General features: G+C 59.3%; 21 protein-coding genes. 14 read left to right on the top strand and 7 right to left on the bottom strand.

What is annotated here, in order from left to right; genetic code table 11:
• Nucleotides 1–297: 297 nt before the first annotated feature.
• Nucleotides 298–975 (top strand): haloacid dehalogenase type II, encoded by a 678-nt coding sequence (locus ACKLNI_RS02695; RefSeq protein ID WP_413717457.1) that lies wholly within the window; start codon nt 298–300, stop codon nt 973–975.
• Nucleotides 972–1,388 (top strand): cupin domain-containing protein, encoded by a 417-nt coding sequence (locus ACKLNI_RS02690; protein WP_413717456.1) that lies wholly within the window; start codon nt 972–974, stop codon nt 1,386–1,388. The genes ACKLNI_RS02695 and ACKLNI_RS02690 overlap by 4 nt, the downstream gene beginning before the upstream one ends.
• Nucleotides 1,389–1,394: 6 nt before the next feature.
• Here the strand turns inward: ACKLNI_RS02690 and ACKLNI_RS02685 are convergent, their stop codons facing one another.
• Nucleotides 1,395–2,519 carry an anhydro-N-acetylmuramic acid kinase gene (locus ACKLNI_RS02685; protein ID WP_413717455.1) on the bottom strand — a complete coding sequence of 375 codons (1,125 nt, stop codon included), beginning with the start codon at nt 2,517–2,519 and terminating at the stop codon, nt 1,395–1,397.
• A gap of 58 nt (nt 2,520–2,577) precedes the next feature.
• On the opposite strand from ACKLNI_RS02685, the gene tyrS reads away from it, so the two are divergent.
• Both tyrS and ACKLNI_RS02675 read left to right on the top strand, forming a co-directional pair.
• A complete protein-coding gene (tyrS, locus tag ACKLNI_RS02680; RefSeq protein ID WP_413717454.1) occupies nt 2,578–3,831 on the top strand; it encodes a tyrosine--tRNA ligase in 1,254 nt (417 codons plus the stop codon).
• Between the two features lie 91 nt (nt 3,832–3,922).
• Nucleotides 3,923–4,537, top strand: a complete 615-nt coding sequence (locus tag ACKLNI_RS02675; RefSeq protein ID WP_413717453.1) for a methyltransferase family protein — start codon at nt 3,923–3,925, stop codon at nt 4,535–4,537.
• A gap of 151 nt (nt 4,538–4,688) precedes the next feature.
• Here ACKLNI_RS02675 and ACKLNI_RS02670 read toward each other — a convergent pair whose 3' ends face one another.
• The 3 genes from ACKLNI_RS02670 to ACKLNI_RS02660 form a co-directional block, all read right to left on the bottom strand.
• A complete protein-coding gene (locus tag ACKLNI_RS02670) occupies nt 4,689–5,435 on the bottom strand; it encodes a YebC/PmpR family DNA-binding transcriptional regulator (RefSeq protein ID WP_413717452.1) in 747 nt (248 codons plus the stop codon).
• 94 nt (nt 5,436–5,529) lie between these two features.
• The gene (locus tag ACKLNI_RS02665) at nt 5,530–6,093 is read right to left on the bottom strand and encodes a peptidylprolyl isomerase (RefSeq protein WP_413717451.1); all 564 of its coding nucleotides are present in this window, start codon (nt 6,091–6,093) and stop codon (nt 5,530–5,532) included.
• On the bottom strand, nt 6,086–6,592 hold the full coding sequence (locus ACKLNI_RS02660) for a peptidylprolyl isomerase (protein ID WP_413717450.1): 507 nt from the start codon (nt 6,590–6,592) through the stop codon (nt 6,086–6,088). Before ACKLNI_RS02660 ends, ACKLNI_RS02665 begins: the two co-directional genes overlap by 8 nt.
• Before the next feature lie 170 nt (nt 6,593–6,762).
• Here ACKLNI_RS02660 and ACKLNI_RS02655 point away from each other — a divergent pair, with 170 nt between their 5' ends.
• The 9 genes from ACKLNI_RS02655 (at nt 6,763) to ACKLNI_RS02615 (ending at nt 14,435) form a co-directional block, all read left to right on the top strand.
• Nucleotides 6,763–7,962 carry a phosphoglycerate kinase gene (locus ACKLNI_RS02655; protein ID WP_413717449.1) on the top strand — a complete coding sequence of 400 codons (1,200 nt, stop codon included), beginning with the start codon at nt 6,763–6,765 and terminating at the stop codon, nt 7,960–7,962.
• Between the two features lie 264 nt (nt 7,963–8,226).
• On the top strand, nt 8,227–9,108 hold the full coding sequence (locus ACKLNI_RS02650) for a fructose bisphosphate aldolase (RefSeq protein ID WP_413717448.1): 882 nt from the start codon (nt 8,227–8,229) through the stop codon (nt 9,106–9,108).
• Nucleotides 9,109–9,297: 189 nt separating this feature from the next.
• Nucleotides 9,298–9,600 carry an FtsB family cell division protein gene (locus ACKLNI_RS02645; RefSeq protein WP_413717447.1) on the top strand — a complete coding sequence of 101 codons (303 nt, stop codon included), beginning with the start codon at nt 9,298–9,300 and terminating at the stop codon, nt 9,598–9,600.
• 151 nt (nt 9,601–9,751) lie between these two features.
• The gene (pdhA, locus tag ACKLNI_RS02640; protein ID WP_413717446.1) at nt 9,752–10,762 is read left to right on the top strand and encodes a pyruvate dehydrogenase (acetyl-transferring) E1 component subunit alpha; all 1,011 of its coding nucleotides are present in this window, start codon (nt 9,752–9,754) and stop codon (nt 10,760–10,762) included.
• Between the two features lie 16 nt (nt 10,763–10,778).
• On the top strand, nt 10,779–12,146 hold the full coding sequence (locus ACKLNI_RS02635; protein WP_413717445.1) for a pyruvate dehydrogenase complex E1 component subunit beta: 1,368 nt from the start codon (nt 10,779–10,781) through the stop codon (nt 12,144–12,146).
• A complete protein-coding gene (locus ACKLNI_RS02630) occupies nt 12,143–12,409 on the top strand; it encodes a hypothetical protein (protein WP_413717444.1) in 267 nt (88 codons plus the stop codon). Before ACKLNI_RS02635 ends, ACKLNI_RS02630 begins: the two co-directional genes overlap by 4 nt.
• A 6-nt stretch (nt 12,410–12,415) precedes the next feature.
• Nucleotides 12,416–13,717 (top strand): pyruvate dehydrogenase complex dihydrolipoamide acetyltransferase, encoded by a 1,302-nt coding sequence (locus ACKLNI_RS02625; RefSeq protein WP_413717442.1) that lies wholly within the window; start codon nt 12,416–12,418, stop codon nt 13,715–13,717.
• On the top strand, nt 13,714–14,001 hold the full coding sequence (locus ACKLNI_RS02620) for a hypothetical protein (RefSeq protein WP_413717441.1): 288 nt from the start codon (nt 13,714–13,716) through the stop codon (nt 13,999–14,001). The genes ACKLNI_RS02625 and ACKLNI_RS02620 overlap by 4 nt, the downstream gene beginning before the upstream one ends.
• Before the next feature lie 86 nt (nt 14,002–14,087).
• Nucleotides 14,088–14,435, top strand: coding sequence for a carboxymuconolactone decarboxylase family protein (locus ACKLNI_RS02615; protein WP_413717440.1), 348 nt, complete (start codon nt 14,088–14,090; stop codon nt 14,433–14,435).
• A 48-nt stretch (nt 14,436–14,483) separates the two neighbouring features.
• Here ACKLNI_RS02615 and ACKLNI_RS02610 read toward each other — a convergent pair whose 3' ends face one another.
• Together ACKLNI_RS02610 and cysE are read right to left on the bottom strand one after the other, a co-directional pair.
• Nucleotides 14,484–15,551 carry a PLP-dependent cysteine synthase family protein gene (locus tag ACKLNI_RS02610; RefSeq protein ID WP_413717439.1) on the bottom strand — a complete coding sequence of 356 codons (1,068 nt, stop codon included), beginning with the start codon at nt 15,549–15,551 and terminating at the stop codon, nt 14,484–14,486.
• Nucleotides 15,552–15,691: 140 nt separating this feature from the next.
• Nucleotides 15,692–16,507 carry a serine O-acetyltransferase gene (gene cysE / locus ACKLNI_RS02605; protein WP_413717438.1) on the bottom strand — a complete coding sequence of 272 codons (816 nt, stop codon included), beginning with the start codon at nt 16,505–16,507 and terminating at the stop codon, nt 15,692–15,694.
• An 83-nt stretch (nt 16,508–16,590) separates the two neighbouring features.
• Between cysE and ACKLNI_RS02600 the strand changes: the two genes are divergently transcribed.
• Nucleotides 16,591–16,932, top strand: a complete 342-nt coding sequence (locus tag ACKLNI_RS02600; RefSeq protein WP_413717437.1) for a TraR/DksA family transcriptional regulator — start codon at nt 16,591–16,593, stop codon at nt 16,930–16,932.
• 77 nt (nt 16,933–17,009) lie between these two features.
• Here the strand turns inward: ACKLNI_RS02600 and ACKLNI_RS02595 are convergent, their stop codons facing one another.
• Complete coding sequence (locus ACKLNI_RS02595; RefSeq protein ID WP_413716966.1) at nt 17,010–17,132, bottom strand: integrase core domain-containing protein; 123 nt, start codon at nt 17,130–17,132, stop codon at nt 17,010–17,012.
• Between the last annotated feature and the right edge of the window lie 13 nt (nt 17,133–17,145).

The following is a 17,145-nucleotide window of genomic DNA, read 5'->3' as shown; positions in this document are numbered from 1 at the left end:
TCGGGGTAATGCTCCGTCTCCTCTTCTACCGGGATTGCAGGGAGGCCTGCTAGCAGATCTGACAAAATCGGAGTATTGTCTGCTGCGGTCATAAGACCGTCGGCCTTCGCCTGTTCGGCGGAATTCGGCAATGACTGCGGGGGACCACTACGTGACATGGTGACTGCTCCTGTTTGTTGTTTTCAGCAAAATAGCAGAGCGGACCATCATCGCCTATCCGGCCCAAACATGCACCGATCAGCATGAGTCTAGCTTGTCACACTTGCCTTGTTCTCCGATCCGACGATTATCGGCCAGATGAGACAGGCACTGATCTTCGACGTATTCGGCACCTGCGTGGACTGGCGCTCGTCGGTCGCGCGTCAGGTCGCGGACGTCCTGCCCGGCGTCGATCCCTTAAGCTTCGCGGACGCCTGGCGCGCGGAGTATCAACCCGCGATGGAACGCATCCGTGCCGGCAATCGCGGCTATGTTCCGCTGGACGATCTCCATTTCGAAAACCTGCAAGTCGTGCTTGACCGTTTAGGCGTCGTTTGCTCCGACCTAGAACAACTCAGCCGCGCATGGGAGCGGCTCGCCCCATGGCCCGATACTGTCCCCGGCCTGCTTGCGCTCAAGAAGAGCCACATCGTTGCACCGTGCTCAAACGGCTCGATCGCCCTTATGACCCGGCTGGGGAAGTACTCGGGAATGCCATGGGACTGCATCCTCGGAGCCGATCTCGCGCGGGACTACAAGCCGAAAGCCGAGGTTTACAGGGCCTCGGTTGCTGCGCTCCGGTTGCAGCCAAGCGAGGTGGTCATGGTTGCCGCCCACAACGACGACCTCTTCGCGGCACGCGCCGCGGGGCTGAAGACCGCCTTCGTCGCCCGCCCGACCGAGCATGGCCCGGGACAAATGACGGACCTTGCCCCCGAAAGCGACTGGGACTGGATCGCGACGGACTTCCTCCACCTGGCGGAGCAGATGGCATGACAGCCGACGACATCATAGACCGCCTCAAACTCGCCCCCCATCCCGAGGGCGGATGGTTCCGGCAGACATGGATCGGCGACGAAAACCCCCGCGCTTCGGGAACTTGTATCTACTTCCTGCTGAAAGAAGGCGAACGCAGCCACTGGCACCGGGTCGACGCTACCGAGATCTGGCACTTCTACGCCGGAAGCCCCCTGATCCTCCGGCTCGCCGAGACCAGCGAGGGGCCGGCCGTCCCGCTCATTCTTGGCCCCGATCTCGCAAGAGGCGAGACACCTCAGATCATCGTGCCGAAGGACTACTGGCAAGCGGCCGAGGCCACGACCGGCTGGACGCTGGTCGGGTGCACCGTCAGCCCCGGCTTCCGGTTCGAAGGCTTCGAACTGGCGCCACAGGGATTCGACATCCCCTGAACGCGCTCAACCGCTTCGCAGAACCGCCGTAAGCGCCCCCGGACGGCTGACCTGCCCGCCGCCCACCGGCGCCGCAACCCCGGTCGTGCCCGGCGCACTGGTCGGGAGACCCCGCAGAACCCGCACCGCCAAAAAGGCGAAGGCCTGCGCCTCCAGCATGTCCCCGTCCAGACCGACCTCCTCGACCGGCAGCACCGGACTGGGCGCAAGCGCCTCCAGCATCTCCATCAGTCCCGGGTTCTTGCGGCCGCCGCCTGTCACCAGCACGTGCTCCGGCAGCGAAGGACAGTGCTCCAGACCCCGCGCCACCGCGCCAGCGGTCGCGGCGGCAAGGGTTGCGACCGCGTCGGCATCCGACAACTGCGCCACCGCATCGCCCCAGCCACGGAAATCGTCGCGATCCAGCGATTTTGGCGGCATCCGGTTGAAGAACGCCTCCTTCGCCAGAAGGCGCTCCAATATGTCACCGTCCACAACACCTGCGCGGGTCAACCGGCCATCCTCATCCATCCGGACACCGCGCCGCGCCATAAGAAGATCGTCGATCTTGGCATTGCCCGGCCCGGTGTCGAAGGCCAGGCAGGCCCCGACAACCTCGGGGCCGGGTTTCGAGGGATCGACCCAGGTCAGGTTCGCAACTCCCCCGATGTTCAGGAAGACCACGGGCTTCTCGAAGCCCAGGTACCGAGCTAGCGCGTAATGATAGAATGGCGCCAGTGGCGCGCCCTGCCCGCCCAGCGTCATGTCCGTGGTGCGAAAATCCCAGACGACCCTTCGTCCCAAGACCTCGGCCAGAAGCGTGCCATTCCCCACCTGGCAGGTCGCACCGACCTCTGGGCGGTGAGACGTCGTCTGGCCGTGAAAGCCGATGAGTTCAGCGCCATCGAACCCCGACAGAAGCTCGGCATGGGCATTCTCGACAACCTCGGCCGCCTCCTCGACCTCGGACCCGGACCAACGCCCCAGCGCCGCACGCAGGATCGCGCGTTCCGCGTCTGAGTAGGCGCGATACCCGGTTTCTCCGAACTCCAGAACCCGGTGGCCATCTGTCAGCACCATCGCGGCGTCCACGCCGTCAAGCGAGGTGCCCGACATAGCCCCCAACGCCCAGATCGCCCGATTGTCGCTCATCTCTTTCCCTCGGCACCGACCGCCATTATAGAACACGCCTGACCATAGACGAGACACCATGACCTACCACCCGAAATCCGACTTTCTGGCTACGATCATCGAGCGCGGCTTCCTGGCCGACTGCACGGATCTGCAAAGCCTCGACGAAGCTTTGATCGCGGGGGTCGTCCCGGCCTATATCGGCTATGACGCCACGGCGAAATCGCTGCATGTGGGTCACCTCCTGAATATCATGCTGCTGCGCTGGTTTCAGAAGACCGGTCACAAACCGATCACCCTGATGGGTGGCGGAACCACGAAGGTCGGAGATCCGTCGTTCCGCTCCGAAGAGCGCCCGCTTCTGACGCCGGAAGCCATCGACGACAACATCGCCGGAATGCAGACAGTCTTCGACCGCTACCTGTCCTATGACGACAGCGCGACGGGCGCGCTGATGCTGAACAACGCCGAGTGGCTGGACCAGTTGAACTACCTCGACTTCCTGCGCGACATCGGGCGGCACTTCAGCGTCAACCGCATGCTGTCGTTCGAGTCGGTCAAGTCCCGCCTAGACCGCGAGCAGTCGCTTTCGTTCCTCGAGTTCAACTACATGATCCTCCAGGCCTATGACTTCCTGGAACTGAACCGCCGCTATGGCTGCCTTTTGCAGATGGGCGGTTCGGATCAGTGGGGCAACATCATCAACGGCATCGACCTGACGCGCCGCGTTCTGGATCACGAGATCTTCGGCCTGACCACGCCCCTCCTGACGACCAGCGACGGGCGCAAGATGGGCAAAAGCCAGGGCGGTGCGATCTGGCTCTCGGCCGATATGCTCTCGCCCTATGAGTTCTGGCAGTTCTGGCGCAACACGACCGACGCCGATGTGGGGCGGTTCCTGAAACTCTACACGGAACTTCCGGTCGATGAATGCGACCGGATGGGCGCGCTTGAAGGCTCCGAAATCAACGAGGCCAAGATCCGGCTCGCGAACGAAGTCACGACGCTGCTTCACGGCGCAGACGCCGCCGCTGCAGCCGAGGAGACTGCACGGGAGGTCTTCGAGAAGGGCGGCATTGGCGACGACCTTCCGACGCTGGAACTGACCGCCGAGGAAGTCGGCGATGGTATCTCGGCAGCGCAACTGATCGTGCGTTCCGGTCTTGCCAAATCGGGCAAGGACGCCAAACGCCTGATCGCCGAGAACGGAGCGCGGGTCGATGATGAGCCCTTGACCGATCCGGGCCGCATGTTCGACGCGGCCACGCTGCGCGAACCGGTCAAACTGTCCGCCGGAAAGAAGCGGCACGCCTTGGTGAAACTCGCCGAATAGACCTGAAACGGAGGCTCTACACCTTTGGGTTAGTTGAGTGCCGGCACGGAGCAGGCTAACTCCGTTTCGGCACACCCTTTGGAAGATCCCCATGTCCATAGACAGTTCTTTCTCGACCTATGAGAAGCTGCGCATCAACCTGCTGCGCGGAATGTTCCTGCTTCTTCTGCCGATCCTTGTGATCGTCCATGCACCACTGAGCGAAACCTTTCCTGGCGAACTCATGGAAAACCTCGGACTCGTCCTGATTGTGGGCGGCGTTCTTGGTCGAGCGTGGAGCATTCTCTACATCGGCGGCCACAAGAACCGGAAAGTGATCACCGACGGCCCCTACTCTCTTTGCCGCCATCCGCTCTACTTGTTCTCGACGATAGCCGTCCTTGGCTTCGGAATGATGCTTCAAAGTGTCCTGCTGGTGGTCGTCCTGACCGGAGTCTTTGGCGGCGCACTCTACTATAACGCGCTTCGCGAGGAGGCACGGCTGCGCCGTATGTTCGGGCCCGACTATGACAGATACGCGCGGACGACGCCCGCCATCATTCCCGCGATTGGGAACTTCCACACGAAGGAAGAGGTCACTTTCAGCGTGTCCCAGCTGCGACAGAACTTCTGGGACGCCACCGTTTTCGTCGCGCTGATACCGTTGGCCGAGATTCTCGAATGGGGGCACTCACTGCCCGGCGTCCCCGGTCTCGCCATCCCTTGATCCGATGACCTGGGTGAAATCGCGGACCAACGGCGCCGCCGAATGAAAAGGCAGACCCTTTCGAGGATCTGCCATACAAGTGCCATACGTTTTGCCGACGCATTGCCGACGGTTCGCCGACGGCAAAATTCGGTGCGTTGTTATCCGTCGATCAGGCCGAAAGTTGCTCCAACACAGCGTCGGAAATTTCGAAATTCGCTGTCACGCGCTGGACGTCGTCGTCATCCTCCAGAACCTCGATCAGGCGCATAAGCTTTTGAGCTCCCTCAAGATCCAGCTCCGTCGTAGTCGTCGGCTTCCAGATCAGCTTGGTCGATTCCGCTTCGCCGAGTTGCTCCTCGATCGCGCTGGAAACGGCAGCCAGGTCGGTATCGGCGGTAAAGATGACGTGTCCTTCCTCTGAAGACTCCACATCCTCCGCCCCCGCCTCGATCGCCGCCATCATGACGGTGTCCTCATCGCCGACAGACGCCGGATAAACGATCTCCCCCTTGCGCTCGAACATGAAGCTGACCGACCCGGTCTCGCCCAGGTTTCCACCATGTTTTCCGAAGGTTGAGCGCACCGTCGACGCGGTGCGGTTGCGATTGTCCGTCATCGCCTCGACGATTACGGCGACACCGCCCGGACCGTATCCCTCGTAGCGGATTTCCTCGTAATCATCGCCCTCGCCCGCCTGAGACTTCGAGATCGCCCGCTCGATGACATCCTTGGGCACCGATTGAGACTTCGCTTCCTTCACAGCAAGGCGCAGGCGCGGGTTCTTCTCCGGATCTGGGTCGCCCATCTTCGCCGCGACTGTGATTTCCTTAGACAGCTTGGAAAACAGTTTGGAACGTGCCGCGTCCTGGCGTCCTTTGCGGTGCTGGATGTTCGCCCATTTTGAATGGCCTGCCATGAACCTTGTCCTCGAGAATTGGAAATTGGCGCGGGATATACGCCAGGCATGGGCGGCGGCGCAAGACCGTCCACCCAGCCATTCTTCACGATCCCTACCGCTCGACGGTGACGCTGACCATCCGGTCCGGCTCGCCGAGCACCGCACCATTTGGTCCGGCGCCACGCTTGATCGCGTCGACCACGTCCATTCCCTCGATCACGCGCCCGACGACGGTGTATTGCCCGTTCAGGAAATATCCTTCAGCAAACATGATGAAGAACTGGCTGTTGGCGCTATTCGGATCCTGAGAACGCGCCATACCGACGATTCCGCGGTCGTAGGGCACGTTGCTGAACTCCGCCGGCAGATCAGGTCGGGACGAGCCCCCGCGACCGGCCATGCGCATATCGCTGCCGAGCTTGCCGAATTCGACATCCCCTGTCTGCGCCATGAAACCGTCGATGACCCGGTGGAACACCACGTTGTCGTAGGCCCCCTCTTCCGCGAGTCCTGTGATCTGGGCAACATGCTCGGGCGCGACGTCATCGAGCATGTCGATGACAACGCGCCCGTTCGCTTCGCCGCCCACTTCTATGACGAGATTTGGACCCGGTCCGTCCTCCTGGGCAAACGCTGGCGTTGCAGCCAGAGCCACTATCGTTAGAAGCTTACGCATCGCCGGCCACCTTCACGCTGATCATCCTGTCTGGCGTCATCGGAGGTTCACCCCGTGCGATCGTGTCGACATATTCCATTCCAGCAATGACCCGGCCATAGACCGTGTACTGGCCATTCAGGAAATGGTTGTCCTTGAAATTGATAAAGAACTGGCTGTTGGCAGAATTGGGATTTTGCGATCGTGCAGCCCCCAAAGTCCCCCTGTCATGGGGAATGCGGCTGAATTCCGCAGGTAAATTGGGGCGATCCGAACCGCCAGTTCCCGCGCGCCGCAAATCGAATCCGTCTTCCATGTCGCCATGTTCAACATCGCCGGTTTGCGCCATGAATCCGTCGATCACTCGATGAAAGGCGACATTGTCGTACTCTCCAGAGCGGGCGAGATCCTTCATCCGCTCGCAGTGCGCTGGCGCGATGTCCGGCAACAGCTCGATTGCGACGACACCGTCCTTAAGCTCAATGAGGATGGTGTTCTCGGGGTCCTTGTACTCGGCCATCAGGCCCTCCCTTTGCTTGTGTTCGCGGCAGACCCTAGGGGCAAGGTTGGCGAAGGAAAAGGCCCAAAGGCACGCAACAGGTCGCCGAATTCGTGAAACGCGACATCCCGCCGGTTGACCAGACCGCCGAAGTGCGTACTCAAGGCATAAAATTCATTTGGAGGCCGTAAATGGGCTGGAAAACTCTCGATGACATCGAACTGGCTGGAAAGGTCGCGCTGGTGCGCGTCGACGTTAACGTGCCAGTTGAGGCGGGACGCGTGACCGACGCAACCCGTATCGAACGGATAGCGCCTACGGTCAGAGATATTCTGGACCATGGCGCAAAGCCGGTATTGCTTGCTCACTTCGGACGGCCAAAAGGGAAAGTGGTTCCCGAGATGTCGTTGTCCCAGATCCGGGACGAAATGGAACGCTGCCTTGGTATCCCGGTTCGCTTTGCCACCGACTGCATCGGAGATACCGCCAAGTCCGCCGTCGGAAGTCTTGGACTAGGAGAAGTCCTTCTGCTGGAGAACACGCGTTTCCACGAGGGCGAAGAAAAGAACGATCCGGCTTTTGCGGAAGCCCTGGCCTCTGTCGGCGACGTCTACATCAACGATGCATTTTCCGCCGCCCACCGAGCCCACGCCTCGACCGAGGGCCTTGCGCGTCTGCTTCCTGCCGCCGCCGGCAGGTTGATGGAGGCCGAATTGAAGGCCCTGGAAGCAGCACTTGGTCAGCCCAAACGACCAGTGGTCGCGGTCGTGGGCGGAGCCAAGGTGTCAACCAAACTCGACTTGCTGGGCAACCTCGTACGCAAGGTAGACACGCTCGTGATCGGCGGCGGTATGGCGAACACCTTTCTTGCAGCTCAAGGCGTGGACGTCGGAAAATCGCTTGCAGAGCATGACATGGCGGTAACCGCCCGAGAGATACTCTCGAAAGCTGAAGAGGCTGCCTGCGAAATCCTGCTTCCCGTCGATATCGTTTGCGCCACCGAATTTGCCTCGAATGCCGACAACGTGACCGTACCCGCCGATGCCTGCCCCAGTGATCGGATGATCCTGGACGCCGGACCAAAGTCGGTTGAGAGGATCATGGCGGCCTTCGAGGCCGCCAAGACACTTATCTGGAATGGCCCGTTGGGCGCTTTCGAGATCGAACCTTTCGACGCGGCAACCAATGCCGCCGCCGGCAAAGCCGCCGAACTTACGAAGGCCGGAAAACTGATCTCCGTGGCCGGGGGCGGCGATACAGTCGCCGCCTTGAACAAGGCAGGCGTTGGAGATGACTTCAGCTACATCTCCACAGCTGGCGGAGCATTTCTCGAATGGATGGAAGGCAAGGAATTGCCCGGCGTCGCTGCCTTGAACCTCGCCAATAATTGACATTGACAGGTTCCGATGAGTGATCAGGAAAGAAAGACACCGCTCAATCGGCTGCGTGATGCCGCCGATGTGGTCACTAGCAAGGTGTCGGGCCTGAAGGACCAAGTCATGGACCCCGGCAGCGAACTTGCCGACAGTGTCCGGGCTCGCGCGTCCGAATGGCGCACACGCGACCACTTCAGGGGTGAGAGCGCTACCAGTGGATTGTCAGAGGACAACCAAGCGACTACGACAGGCGCGAGTAATGTGGAAGGGAGTACACAAATGGATCAGAAACAGGCAGAGCAGATGCGCTCCGGCAAGGGCTTCGTCGCCGCGCTCGACCAGTCAGGCGGCTCGACGCCCAAAGCGCTGAAGCTCTATGGCATCGAAGAAGACCGATACAGCTCGGAAGCCGAGATGTTCGATTTGATCCACGAAATGCGCGCACGGATCGTCAATGCACCATCTTTCACCGGAGACAAGGTCATTGGCGCCATCCTCTTCGAGATGACCATGGACCGAGAGTTCGGCGGAAAGCCGGCAGCTCAGTATCTCTGGGAGAACCGTGGCGTGGTCCCTTTCCTCAAGTGCGACAAGGGGCTCGAGGATGAGGTCAATGGCGTGCAACTGATGAAGCCGATGGGCGATCTTGATGGTCTGCTTTCCCGCGCGGCGTCGAAGGGGATTTTTGGCACCAAGATGCGCTCGGTCATCAACGCAGCGAATACCGAAGGTATCGCCGCCAACGTCGCGCAGCAGTTTGAAATCGGCAGGCAGATCCTCGGTCACGGCTTGATGCCGATTCTGGAACCCGAAGTGAACATCAAGATTGCGGACAAGGCAGAGGCGGAGGCGATACTGCGCGACGAGTTGCTGAAGCATCTCGACTCGATGGATCAGGAAGTTATGCTCAAGCTTTCTCTGCCCTCTGAGGCCAATTTCTATAAACCGCTCATCGACCACAAAAACGTTATGCGTGTTGTTGCGCTTTCTGGCGGCTATTCACGCGAGGACGCGAACCGTCTTCTGGCCCAGAACACCGGAATGATCGCCAGCTTCAGTCGCGCGCTTACGGAGGGTCTCTCCGATGCACAGTCCGATGATGAGTTCAACGCAACCATCGCGGCGACCATCGACTCGATCTATCAGGCGTCGATCACCTGATCATACTTCGCTCGCCCAGGGTCGAGCAGAATGCCGGAGGGGCCATCTCCTCCGGCAACCATTACCAGCGACGTTTCTTTCTCCAACGCTGACCGGCAGAGCTTCGCCAAAATGCAATTTTCTGCTTTCAAAACATCCTCCGAACATGCAAGTGTCTTCAAAAGCTCCAAAGAGAGCTGAAGAGGCAGTATGACGAGCACACTCAAGAGACCTGGATTGGGCGTAGTAGCCTACTTTTCGCTAATGTTTTCGCTTGGCGTATATTTCATGTTCGCTAGCGTTCAGGGAGACTTCGGATTGTTCCGAAGGGTCCAAATCGAAGCTGAGGCCACGACACTGACAATTGAACGCGACCGCCTTGCAGCAGAGGTCGTAGGGCTTGAGAACAAGACCAAAAGATTGAGTGACACCTACCTGGATCTTGATCTGCTCGACAGCCAGGCGCGTGACGTCCTCGGTCTGATCCGGTCGGACGAAATCGTCCTGAATTAACTTCGCATTGCTTCAGCGCACAGCCTTGCAGACACGGCATAGCTGCTTTTCCGGCCCTTCACGTCTTTCTGCGTGCGTTCCTCAGCGTCATGCTGTAATAGATAGTTTAACGCTGAACTAATTTTGACCGACACAAGGGAGGATGCCGCCGATGGCCGCAAAACGGGCGACCCGGAAATCCAATGCCTCGAAAGAGGAGCTCCTGAAATACTACCGAGAAATGCTGTTGATCCGGCGATTCGAGGAAAAGGCGGGCCAACTGTATGGAATGGGTTTGATTGGCGGCTTCTGCCACCTCTACATCGGACAAGAGGCCGTCGTCGTTGGGCTTGAAGCAGCCGCCGAAGAAGGCGACCGGCGCATCACCACTTACCGGGATCATGGCCATATGCTTGCGTGTGGCATGGATCCAAAGGGTATCATGGCCGAACTGACCGGACGTGATGGTGGCTTCAGCGCCGGCAAGGGCGGCTCAATGCATATGTTCTCGACTGAGAAGAGGTTCTACGGAGGTCACGGCATCGTCGGAGCGAACGTCCCGCTCGGCGCCGGGCTTGCCTTCGCAGACAAGTACATGGGCAATGACCGAGTGACCTTCACGTATTTCGGAGACGGCGCCGCCAACCAGGGCCAGGTGTACGAGACCTACAACATGGCGGAACTCTGGATGCTGCCGGTGATCTTCGTGATCGAGAACAACCAGTACGCCATGGGCACCAGCGTCAAGCGCGCGACCAAGTCACCATCTCTCTGGCAGCGCGGGGCGGCTTACGGTATTCCCGGAGAAGAAGTTGACGGCATGGACGTGTTGGCCGTGAAGGCCGCTGGCGAGAAAGCCGTCGAGCACTGCCGCGCTGGCAAGGGACCCTACATTCTGGAAGTGATGACATACCGGTATCGCGGTCACTCGATGTCGGATCCCGCCAAGTACCGTACCCGCGACGAAGTTCAGAAGATGCGCGAGGAGCGTGATGCAATCGAGCAGGTCCGCAAGCGCCTTCTGGATGGTGATGCCACCGAGGACGAACTCAAGGCGATCGATAAGGAAATCAAGGATATCGTGAACGAAGCGGCGGAGTTCTCGAAGGAGAGCCCGGAACCCGCACTGAGCGAACTCTGGACCGATATCTACGTTGACGGCGCAGCGCCGCAAAACGCCTGAGGGGAGGAAGACGACTATGGCTACTGAAATTCTCATGCCCGCGCTGTCCCCGACGATGGAAGAAGGCACGCTGGCCAAATGGTTGGTCAAAGAAGGCGACACCGTCTCCGCTGGCGACATCATGGCAGAAATCGAAACCGACAAGGCGACGATGGAGTTCGAAGCCGTCGACGAAGGCATCGTCGGGAAGATCCTGATCGCTGAAGGCACTGAAGGTGTTAAAGTGAACACGCCGATCGCTGTATTGGTCGAGGAAGGCGAAAGTGCTGACGATATAACGCCGGCCTCCGCTCCCGCAGAGACGGCAGCGGTTGCGTCCGCACCGGCCGATGCTCCTGTATCAGCACCGGCCCAGGCCGTTATTAGCCGTGCCTTGGAACCGGACTATCCCGAAGGAACCGAGATGGTCTCGACAACTGTCCGAGAAGCACTTCGCGACGCCATGGCTGAAGAGATGCGCCGTGACGAGACGGTGTTCCTGATGGGCGAGGAAGTCGCAGAGTACCAAGGCGCTTACAAGATCTCCCAAGGCCTTCTGGACGAGTTCGGCCCCAAACGCGTCGTCGACACTCCGATCACCGAACACGGGTTTGCCGGTATCGGCGTTGGCGCATCTTGGGGTGGTCTGAGGCCCATCGTGGAATTCATGACCTGGAACTTTGCCATGCAGGCGATCGACCAGATCATCAACTCGGCGGGAAAGACACTCTATATGTCCGGCGGCCAAATGGGCAGTCCCATCGTATTCCGCGGCCCGAATGGCGCCGCAGCGCGCGTAGGTGCCCAACACTCCCAAGACTATGCAGCCTGGTACGCCAGTGTCCCGGGCCTGAAGGTCGTCCAGCCCTATTCGGCTGCTGACGCAAAGGGACTTTTGAAATCAGCGATCCGCGATCCCAACCCTGTTGTCTTCCTTGAGAACGAAATCATGTACGGCCGGTCGTTTGACGTCCCTAAGCTGGACGACTTCACGATCCCATTTGGCAAGGCCCGTATCTGGCGCCAAGGCGACGACGTGACCATTGTCAGCTGGGGTGTCGGGATGAACTACGCCCTGGAAGCCGCTGACGAGCTTGCAAAAGAAGGCATCGCAGCCGAAGTGATCGATCTTCGCACCCTGCGCCCGCTGGACATGGCGACGGTTATTGAAAGCGTGAAGAAGACCAACCGCTGTGTTACCGTCGAGGAAGGCTGGCCGGTTTGTTCAATGTCCGACCACATCGGCTCGGAGATCATGCGTGAAGCTTTCGACTACCTGGATGCACCGGTTTTGAAGTGCACCGGCAAAGACGTTCCGATGCCCTACGCGGCGAACCTCGAAAAGCTGGCTCTGACCAGCACCAAAGAGGTCATCGACGCAGTCAAGGCGGTGACGTACCGGTGAGCGGCATGAACGTGCACGGCATAGACCCGGAAACGCGCGGCTACCGCGTCAGCTTCGAGGATGGAGACCGCGTGATCCGCGGTCTCGTTCCCGAGACGCTGGTAGTGGACTGGTTACGCCGACCGGGCACGCCGCCACACAGCGACGCTTATCAGTTTATCGCGGCTCATCGCGAAAAGATTATGAAAACGCTCAAGAAAATGTCCGATGGCGACAGGTCCGTAGGTGCTCCCTTCGACCGGCTGTCGCTCGTGGAGGAGTAAGACGAGATGCCCACAGAAATCCTGATGCCCGCCCTCTCGCCAACGATGGAGGAAGGCACCCTTGCCAAATGGCTGGTCAAGGAAGGCGATACCGTCTCTGCAGGCGACCTACTTGCGGAAATTGAAACCGACAAGGCTACGATGGAGTTCGAGGCGGTCGACGAAGGTATCGTTGGCAAGATCATCGTCGCCGAAGGCAGCGAGGGCGTAAAGGTCAACACTCCGATTGCGGTCTTGCTGCAGGACGGTGAGAGCGCGGACGACATCGGAGCCGCACCGGCGCCGAAAGCAGCGTCTTCCGAGGCGCCCAAGGCCGAAGCGTCTCCCGCTCCCGTAGCTGCGCAGGCGGCCCCTGCTCCGGCAGCGCCAGCCACCGCCGACGGTTCCAGAGTTTTTGCCTCACCGCTGGCGCGCCGGATCGCAAAGGAGAAGGGACTAGACCTTTCCCAGGTCAAGGGTTCCGGCCCGAAAGGACGGATCGTGAAGGCAGACGTGGAAGCAGCGAAACCCGGGGCAGCTCCGACAGCAGCGCCGGCAACCGCTTCGTCGGCCGCATCTGCAACCACAGCATCAAGCGGCCCCTCGGCCGACATGGTCGCCCGGATGTATACCGGTCGCGAGTATGAAGAAATCAAGCTCGACGGAATGCGCAAGACCATTGCTGCGCGCCTCGGCGAGGCCAAACAAACGATTCCGCATTTTTATCTCCGTCGCGATATTCAGCTGGATGCCCTGCTCAAGTTCCGGAGCCAGCTGAACAAACAGCTTGAATCGCGTGGTGTGAAACTGTCGGTCAATGACTTCATCATCAAAGCCTGCGCTCTTGCTCTTCAGCAAGTGCCCGATGCAAACGCCGTCTGGGCGGGTGATAGGATACTGAAGCTGAAGCCTTCTGACGTAGCCGTTGCCGTCGCGATCGAAGGTGGCCTCTTCACTCCAGTGCTGCGCGATGCTGAGCAGAAGTCGCTCTCTACGCTCTCCGCACAGATGAAGGACCTTGCCACCCGCGCCCGCGATCGGAAACTCTCGCCCGAGGAGTACCAAGGCGGAAGCTTTGCTATCTCAAACCTCGGCATGTTCGGCATCGATAATTTCGACGCGGTCATCAACCCCCCGCATGGCGCCATCCTTGCGGTCGGCGCAGGTGTCAAGAAACCGGTGGTGAACGAAGCTGGCGAATTGGCTGTGGCAACTGTCATGAGCGTGACGCTGTCGGTCGATCACCGGGTGATTGACGGAGCCCTCGGTGCCGCACTGCTGACAGCAATCAAGGAAAACCTTGAAAATCCAGTTGCGATGCTCGCATGAAAAAGACTTGGCTGATTATCGTTCTCGGGGCGCTTTCCGCCTGCTCGAGCCAACGCTCGGAGGCCACCTTCACCTGCCCGAATGGCCCCGACATGACGGTGATATACGACGAGACCGGAGCGACGCTGTTCTTCCCGGATGGTCGGGTCGAGCTTCTGCCTCGCCCCGATCCGGACAGACCGAACTTCTATGCCAAGCCGGGCTACAGTTGGGCAGTAGGCATGAGGGATGCTCGGCTCAACGATGGTCAAAAGACCTACCTTTGCGACCAGATGCGCGGCTGAGTCCGATCGTTTCTTGATCCATGACAAGGACGCCTTTCCCGGATTGGGCGAAGGCGTTTCTTGGATGTGGACAAGGGACTTGGCGGATGGATTGGAAACACCAGCTCGACGAAACCAGCGCGAACCTGAACGCATTTCGAAGCGTGAGACCAGACGCAGGACACGGCTTCACCGCCATGCACCGTGCTGCCATGAAGGACGGCGCCATGACCGTGCGCGAGAAAGAACTGGTCGCGCTCGGAATCGGAATCTCCAAACAATGTGTCGACTGTATCGGGTTTCACGTCCAGGCGGCTGCCAAAGCCGGAGCCAGTCGGGACGACATTGCAGATACGGTCGCGGTTGCCATTCTGATGGGTGGAGGGCCGGCCTATATGTACGGCGTCAAGGCACTGGAGGCATATGACCAACTGATCGCATCGCGCGAAGCCTGACCCCACGACGAAACCGAATGTGCTGCTCGGTCGAAACCTCGCCAGCGCCTAGAGTTGAAAACCTGGTGTCGACAGAGATAGAGCCACCTCTTCCTCGGTCATGTCTTCGGCAATCTTCTCGAACAGTGGTGTAGAGAGGTATCGCTCACCGGTATCGGGCAACATGCATAGAAAGACGCTGCCCTCCGGGGCCACTTCAGCCAGTCCCATCGTCACAGCAAAGGTGGAGCCCCCCGACACGCCGGTGAAGATACCTTCCCTGGCGGCCAGTTGCTGGGCCCAATGAATTCCATCCGTGCCAGGTACCGGGATCAGTTCATCATAGAGTGAATTGTCCAGTGCCTCCTGCAACACCCACGGAATGAAATCCGGTGTCCAACCCTGAATCGGATGTGGCTGAAAGTTCGGGTGGCTTTCGGTGGGTTGATGCGCCTCGTTCCGAGCGTTGACGTATCCGGAGCCTACAATCTGAGCATTCTCCGGCTCCGACAGGATTATCTTCGTATCGGGGCGCTCCTTGCGCAGCACTCGGCCAATTCCGGTGACTGTGCCGCCCGTACCATATCCCGTGACGACACAATCCAGGCGCTCGCCGTCGAAGTCTCCGATGATTTCGCGGGCCGTCGTGTTTTCGTGAATGTCTGCGTTGTCAGGCGTTTCGAACTGGCTTGCCAGGAACCAACCGTTCTTTTCCGCAAGTTCCTTGGCCTTCTGGTACATGCCAAAGCCCTTCTGGGCACGAGGCGTCAGAACGACCTTTGCTCCCAAAAATCTCATCAGTCGGCGGCGCTCGATCGAAAAGCTGTCGGCCATAGTCACCACAAGCGGATATCCCTTTGCGGCGCAGACCATCGCAAGTCCGATGCCGGTATTTCCACTTGTGGCCTCGACTACCGTTTGCCCGGGCTTAAGTCGACCGTCACGTTCCGCTGCCTCGATGATATTTAGGGCAAGCCTGTCCTTGACCGATCCAGCGGGATTGAAAGCCTCGAACTTGACGTAGACCTTCACATTCTTTGGCGCGATGTTGTTAATGCGGATGACCGGCGTATTGCCGACGGTATCAAGAATACTGTCGTAGAGTGTTCCGCGACCATCGGTTTGTCGTATCGCCATGTTCCTAGTCCCCCCGTTCTTATTTTCACCCCCACCATAGCAGATGTGAAAGTTCTACGCACCGGAATCCATTACAGCACTGCAATTCAGGACGAAATCCGCCCGCGAACAACTCAAGCGAAAATGGTTTCTGCCGGAACCTAATCGCCTGGACTGCTATTCAGGATTTGATCCATTGTCAGCGCCGGTTGATCGCAGCCAGCCTCGCCAACGATGCGCGCCGGAACTCCGGCCACCGTCTTGCATGGCGGGACTTCCTGCAGCACCACAGATCCCGCCGCAATGCGACTGCAATTGCCGATGCGGATGTTTCCCAGAACCTTGGCTCCAGCACCAATCAGAACTCCGTCGCCGATCTTCGGATGGCGATCGTCATCTTCCTTGCCGGTTCCACCAAGCGTCACCGAGTGCAGCATGGACACATTGTCACCAACAACGGCTGTCTCGCCGATCACGATGGAATGGGCGTGGTCAATCATAAGACCTTTTCCGATACGTGCATTCGGATGGATGTCGATACCGAACACTTCGCTGACGCGAGCCTGGAAAAAATAAGCCAGATCCTTCCGATCATTGCGCCACAGCCAGTGACCAATCCGGTAGGCCTGGATCGCCTGGAAACCCTTGAAGAACAGTAACGGCTGCAGCAGCGAGTGGCATGCCGGGTCTCGTTCGTAAACTGCAACTAGGTCGGCACGCGCGGCATCCCCAAGGGATGGATCGGCGGTATAGGCGGCATCTGCCAGTTCCCGAACGATTTGCGAAGGCATCTCATCCGAAGCCAGTTTCATTGCGATCCGGTACGATAGCGCGCTTTCCAGCGAATTGTGGTGCAGAACAGTCGTGTGGATCATTCCGCCCATAAGTGGCTCGGACGCAATCGCCGCCTTCGCATCCTCCTGAATCCTGTCCCAGACAGGATCAAGAGGTCGGGGTTTTCGCTGATGTTCGGCCATGGCGTATTCCTTCCGATGCCGGGGCGTTCTACAACAGATAGGCGCGCACAACCAATGAAAAAGGCTGAAAGCCGGGATAATCGATGCTGAACGTCGCCCAGATCGAAGTCTTTCGCGATAGGCTCCTGAGGGAACGAGCCGAACTTTTGCGGGAGGATGCACAAAGTGCGGAGGATCGTGGTACGGTCATTCTTGACCAGCAGTCGGTCGGGCGTCTCAGCAGGATGGACGCGCTCCAACGCCAGGCCATGGCCGAAGCAACACAACGACGAAGAAATGCACGACGTCGTCGCATCGACGGCGCACTTCAGCGGATTGAGGAAGATGAATTCGGCTTCTGTCAGGACTGTGGGGACGAGATAGCCTTTGCCCGACTTGAATTGGACCCAACAGTGCCAGTTTGCGTTTCCTGCGCACGGGGTTGAAAACTCTTGCTGCAAAGGGCCTCGAATACCAGAACGAGACAGGAACAATAGTCGGCATTGTCGAGCCACGGTTCTGTCTAGCCCCCTGTGTATGGGCCACTGATCAGGGGTTTCTCTAATAGGGTTTCAGGAACGGGCGGGCGCATGTTGAGTGCCTGATGCGGCCGGGTGTGATTGTACTGCCTGAGCCAGTGATTGATGACGATCTGAGCT

The sequence above is a fragment of the Silicimonas lutimaris genome, assembly GCF_047314965.1.
In the GTDB taxonomy this organism is placed as follows: Bacteria; Pseudomonadota; Alphaproteobacteria; order Rhodobacterales; family Rhodobacteraceae; genus JAVJUV01.
Note: the sequence above shows the minus strand (reverse complement) of the source record. Positions and strands in the feature narration are given on the sequence as shown.

Excerpts from the sequence above, each read along its gene's own strand:
- ACKLNI_RS02695 (WP_413717457.1), top strand. The coding sequence starts at position 298 with ATGAGACAGGCACTGATCTTCGACGTATTCGGCACCTGCGTGGACTGG.
- ACKLNI_RS02690 (WP_413717456.1), top strand. The coding sequence starts at position 972 with ATGACAGCCGACGACATCATAGACCGCCTCAAACTCGCCCCCCATCCC.
- ACKLNI_RS02685 (WP_413717455.1), bottom strand. The coding sequence starts at position 2,519 with ATGAGCGACAATCGGGCGATCTGGGCGTTGGGGGCTATGTCGGGCACC.
- tyrS (WP_413717454.1), top strand. The coding sequence starts at position 2,578 with ATGACCTACCACCCGAAATCCGACTTTCTGGCTACGATCATCGAGCGC.
- ACKLNI_RS02675 (WP_413717453.1), top strand. The coding sequence starts at position 3,923 with ATGTCCATAGACAGTTCTTTCTCGACCTATGAGAAGCTGCGCATCAAC.
- ACKLNI_RS02670 (WP_413717452.1), bottom strand. The coding sequence starts at position 5,435 with ATGGCAGGCCATTCAAAATGGGCGAACATCCAGCACCGCAAAGGACGC.
- ACKLNI_RS02665 (WP_413717451.1), bottom strand. The coding sequence starts at position 6,093 with ATGCGTAAGCTTCTAACGATAGTGGCTCTGGCTGCAACGCCAGCGTTT.
- ACKLNI_RS02660 (WP_413717450.1), bottom strand. The coding sequence starts at position 6,592 with ATGGCCGAGTACAAGGACCCCGAGAACACCATCCTCATTGAGCTTAAG.
- ACKLNI_RS02655 (WP_413717449.1), top strand. The coding sequence starts at position 6,763 with ATGGGCTGGAAAACTCTCGATGACATCGAACTGGCTGGAAAGGTCGCG.
- ACKLNI_RS02650 (WP_413717448.1), top strand. The coding sequence starts at position 8,227 with ATGGATCAGAAACAGGCAGAGCAGATGCGCTCCGGCAAGGGCTTCGTC.
- ACKLNI_RS02645 (WP_413717447.1), top strand. The coding sequence starts at position 9,298 with ATGACGAGCACACTCAAGAGACCTGGATTGGGCGTAGTAGCCTACTTT.
- pdhA (WP_413717446.1), top strand. The coding sequence starts at position 9,752 with ATGGCCGCAAAACGGGCGACCCGGAAATCCAATGCCTCGAAAGAGGAG.
- ACKLNI_RS02635 (WP_413717445.1), top strand. The coding sequence starts at position 10,779 with ATGGCTACTGAAATTCTCATGCCCGCGCTGTCCCCGACGATGGAAGAA.
- ACKLNI_RS02625 (WP_413717442.1), top strand. The coding sequence starts at position 12,416 with ATGCCCACAGAAATCCTGATGCCCGCCCTCTCGCCAACGATGGAGGAA.
- ACKLNI_RS02620 (WP_413717441.1), top strand. The coding sequence starts at position 13,714 with ATGAAAAAGACTTGGCTGATTATCGTTCTCGGGGCGCTTTCCGCCTGC.
- ACKLNI_RS02615 (WP_413717440.1), top strand. The coding sequence starts at position 14,088 with ATGGATTGGAAACACCAGCTCGACGAAACCAGCGCGAACCTGAACGCA.
- ACKLNI_RS02610 (WP_413717439.1), bottom strand. The coding sequence starts at position 15,551 with ATGGCGATACGACAAACCGATGGTCGCGGAACACTCTACGACAGTATT.
- cysE (WP_413717438.1), bottom strand. The coding sequence starts at position 16,507 with ATGGCCGAACATCAGCGAAAACCCCGACCTCTTGATCCTGTCTGGGAC.
- ACKLNI_RS02600 (WP_413717437.1), top strand. The coding sequence starts at position 16,591 with ATGCTGAACGTCGCCCAGATCGAAGTCTTTCGCGATAGGCTCCTGAGG.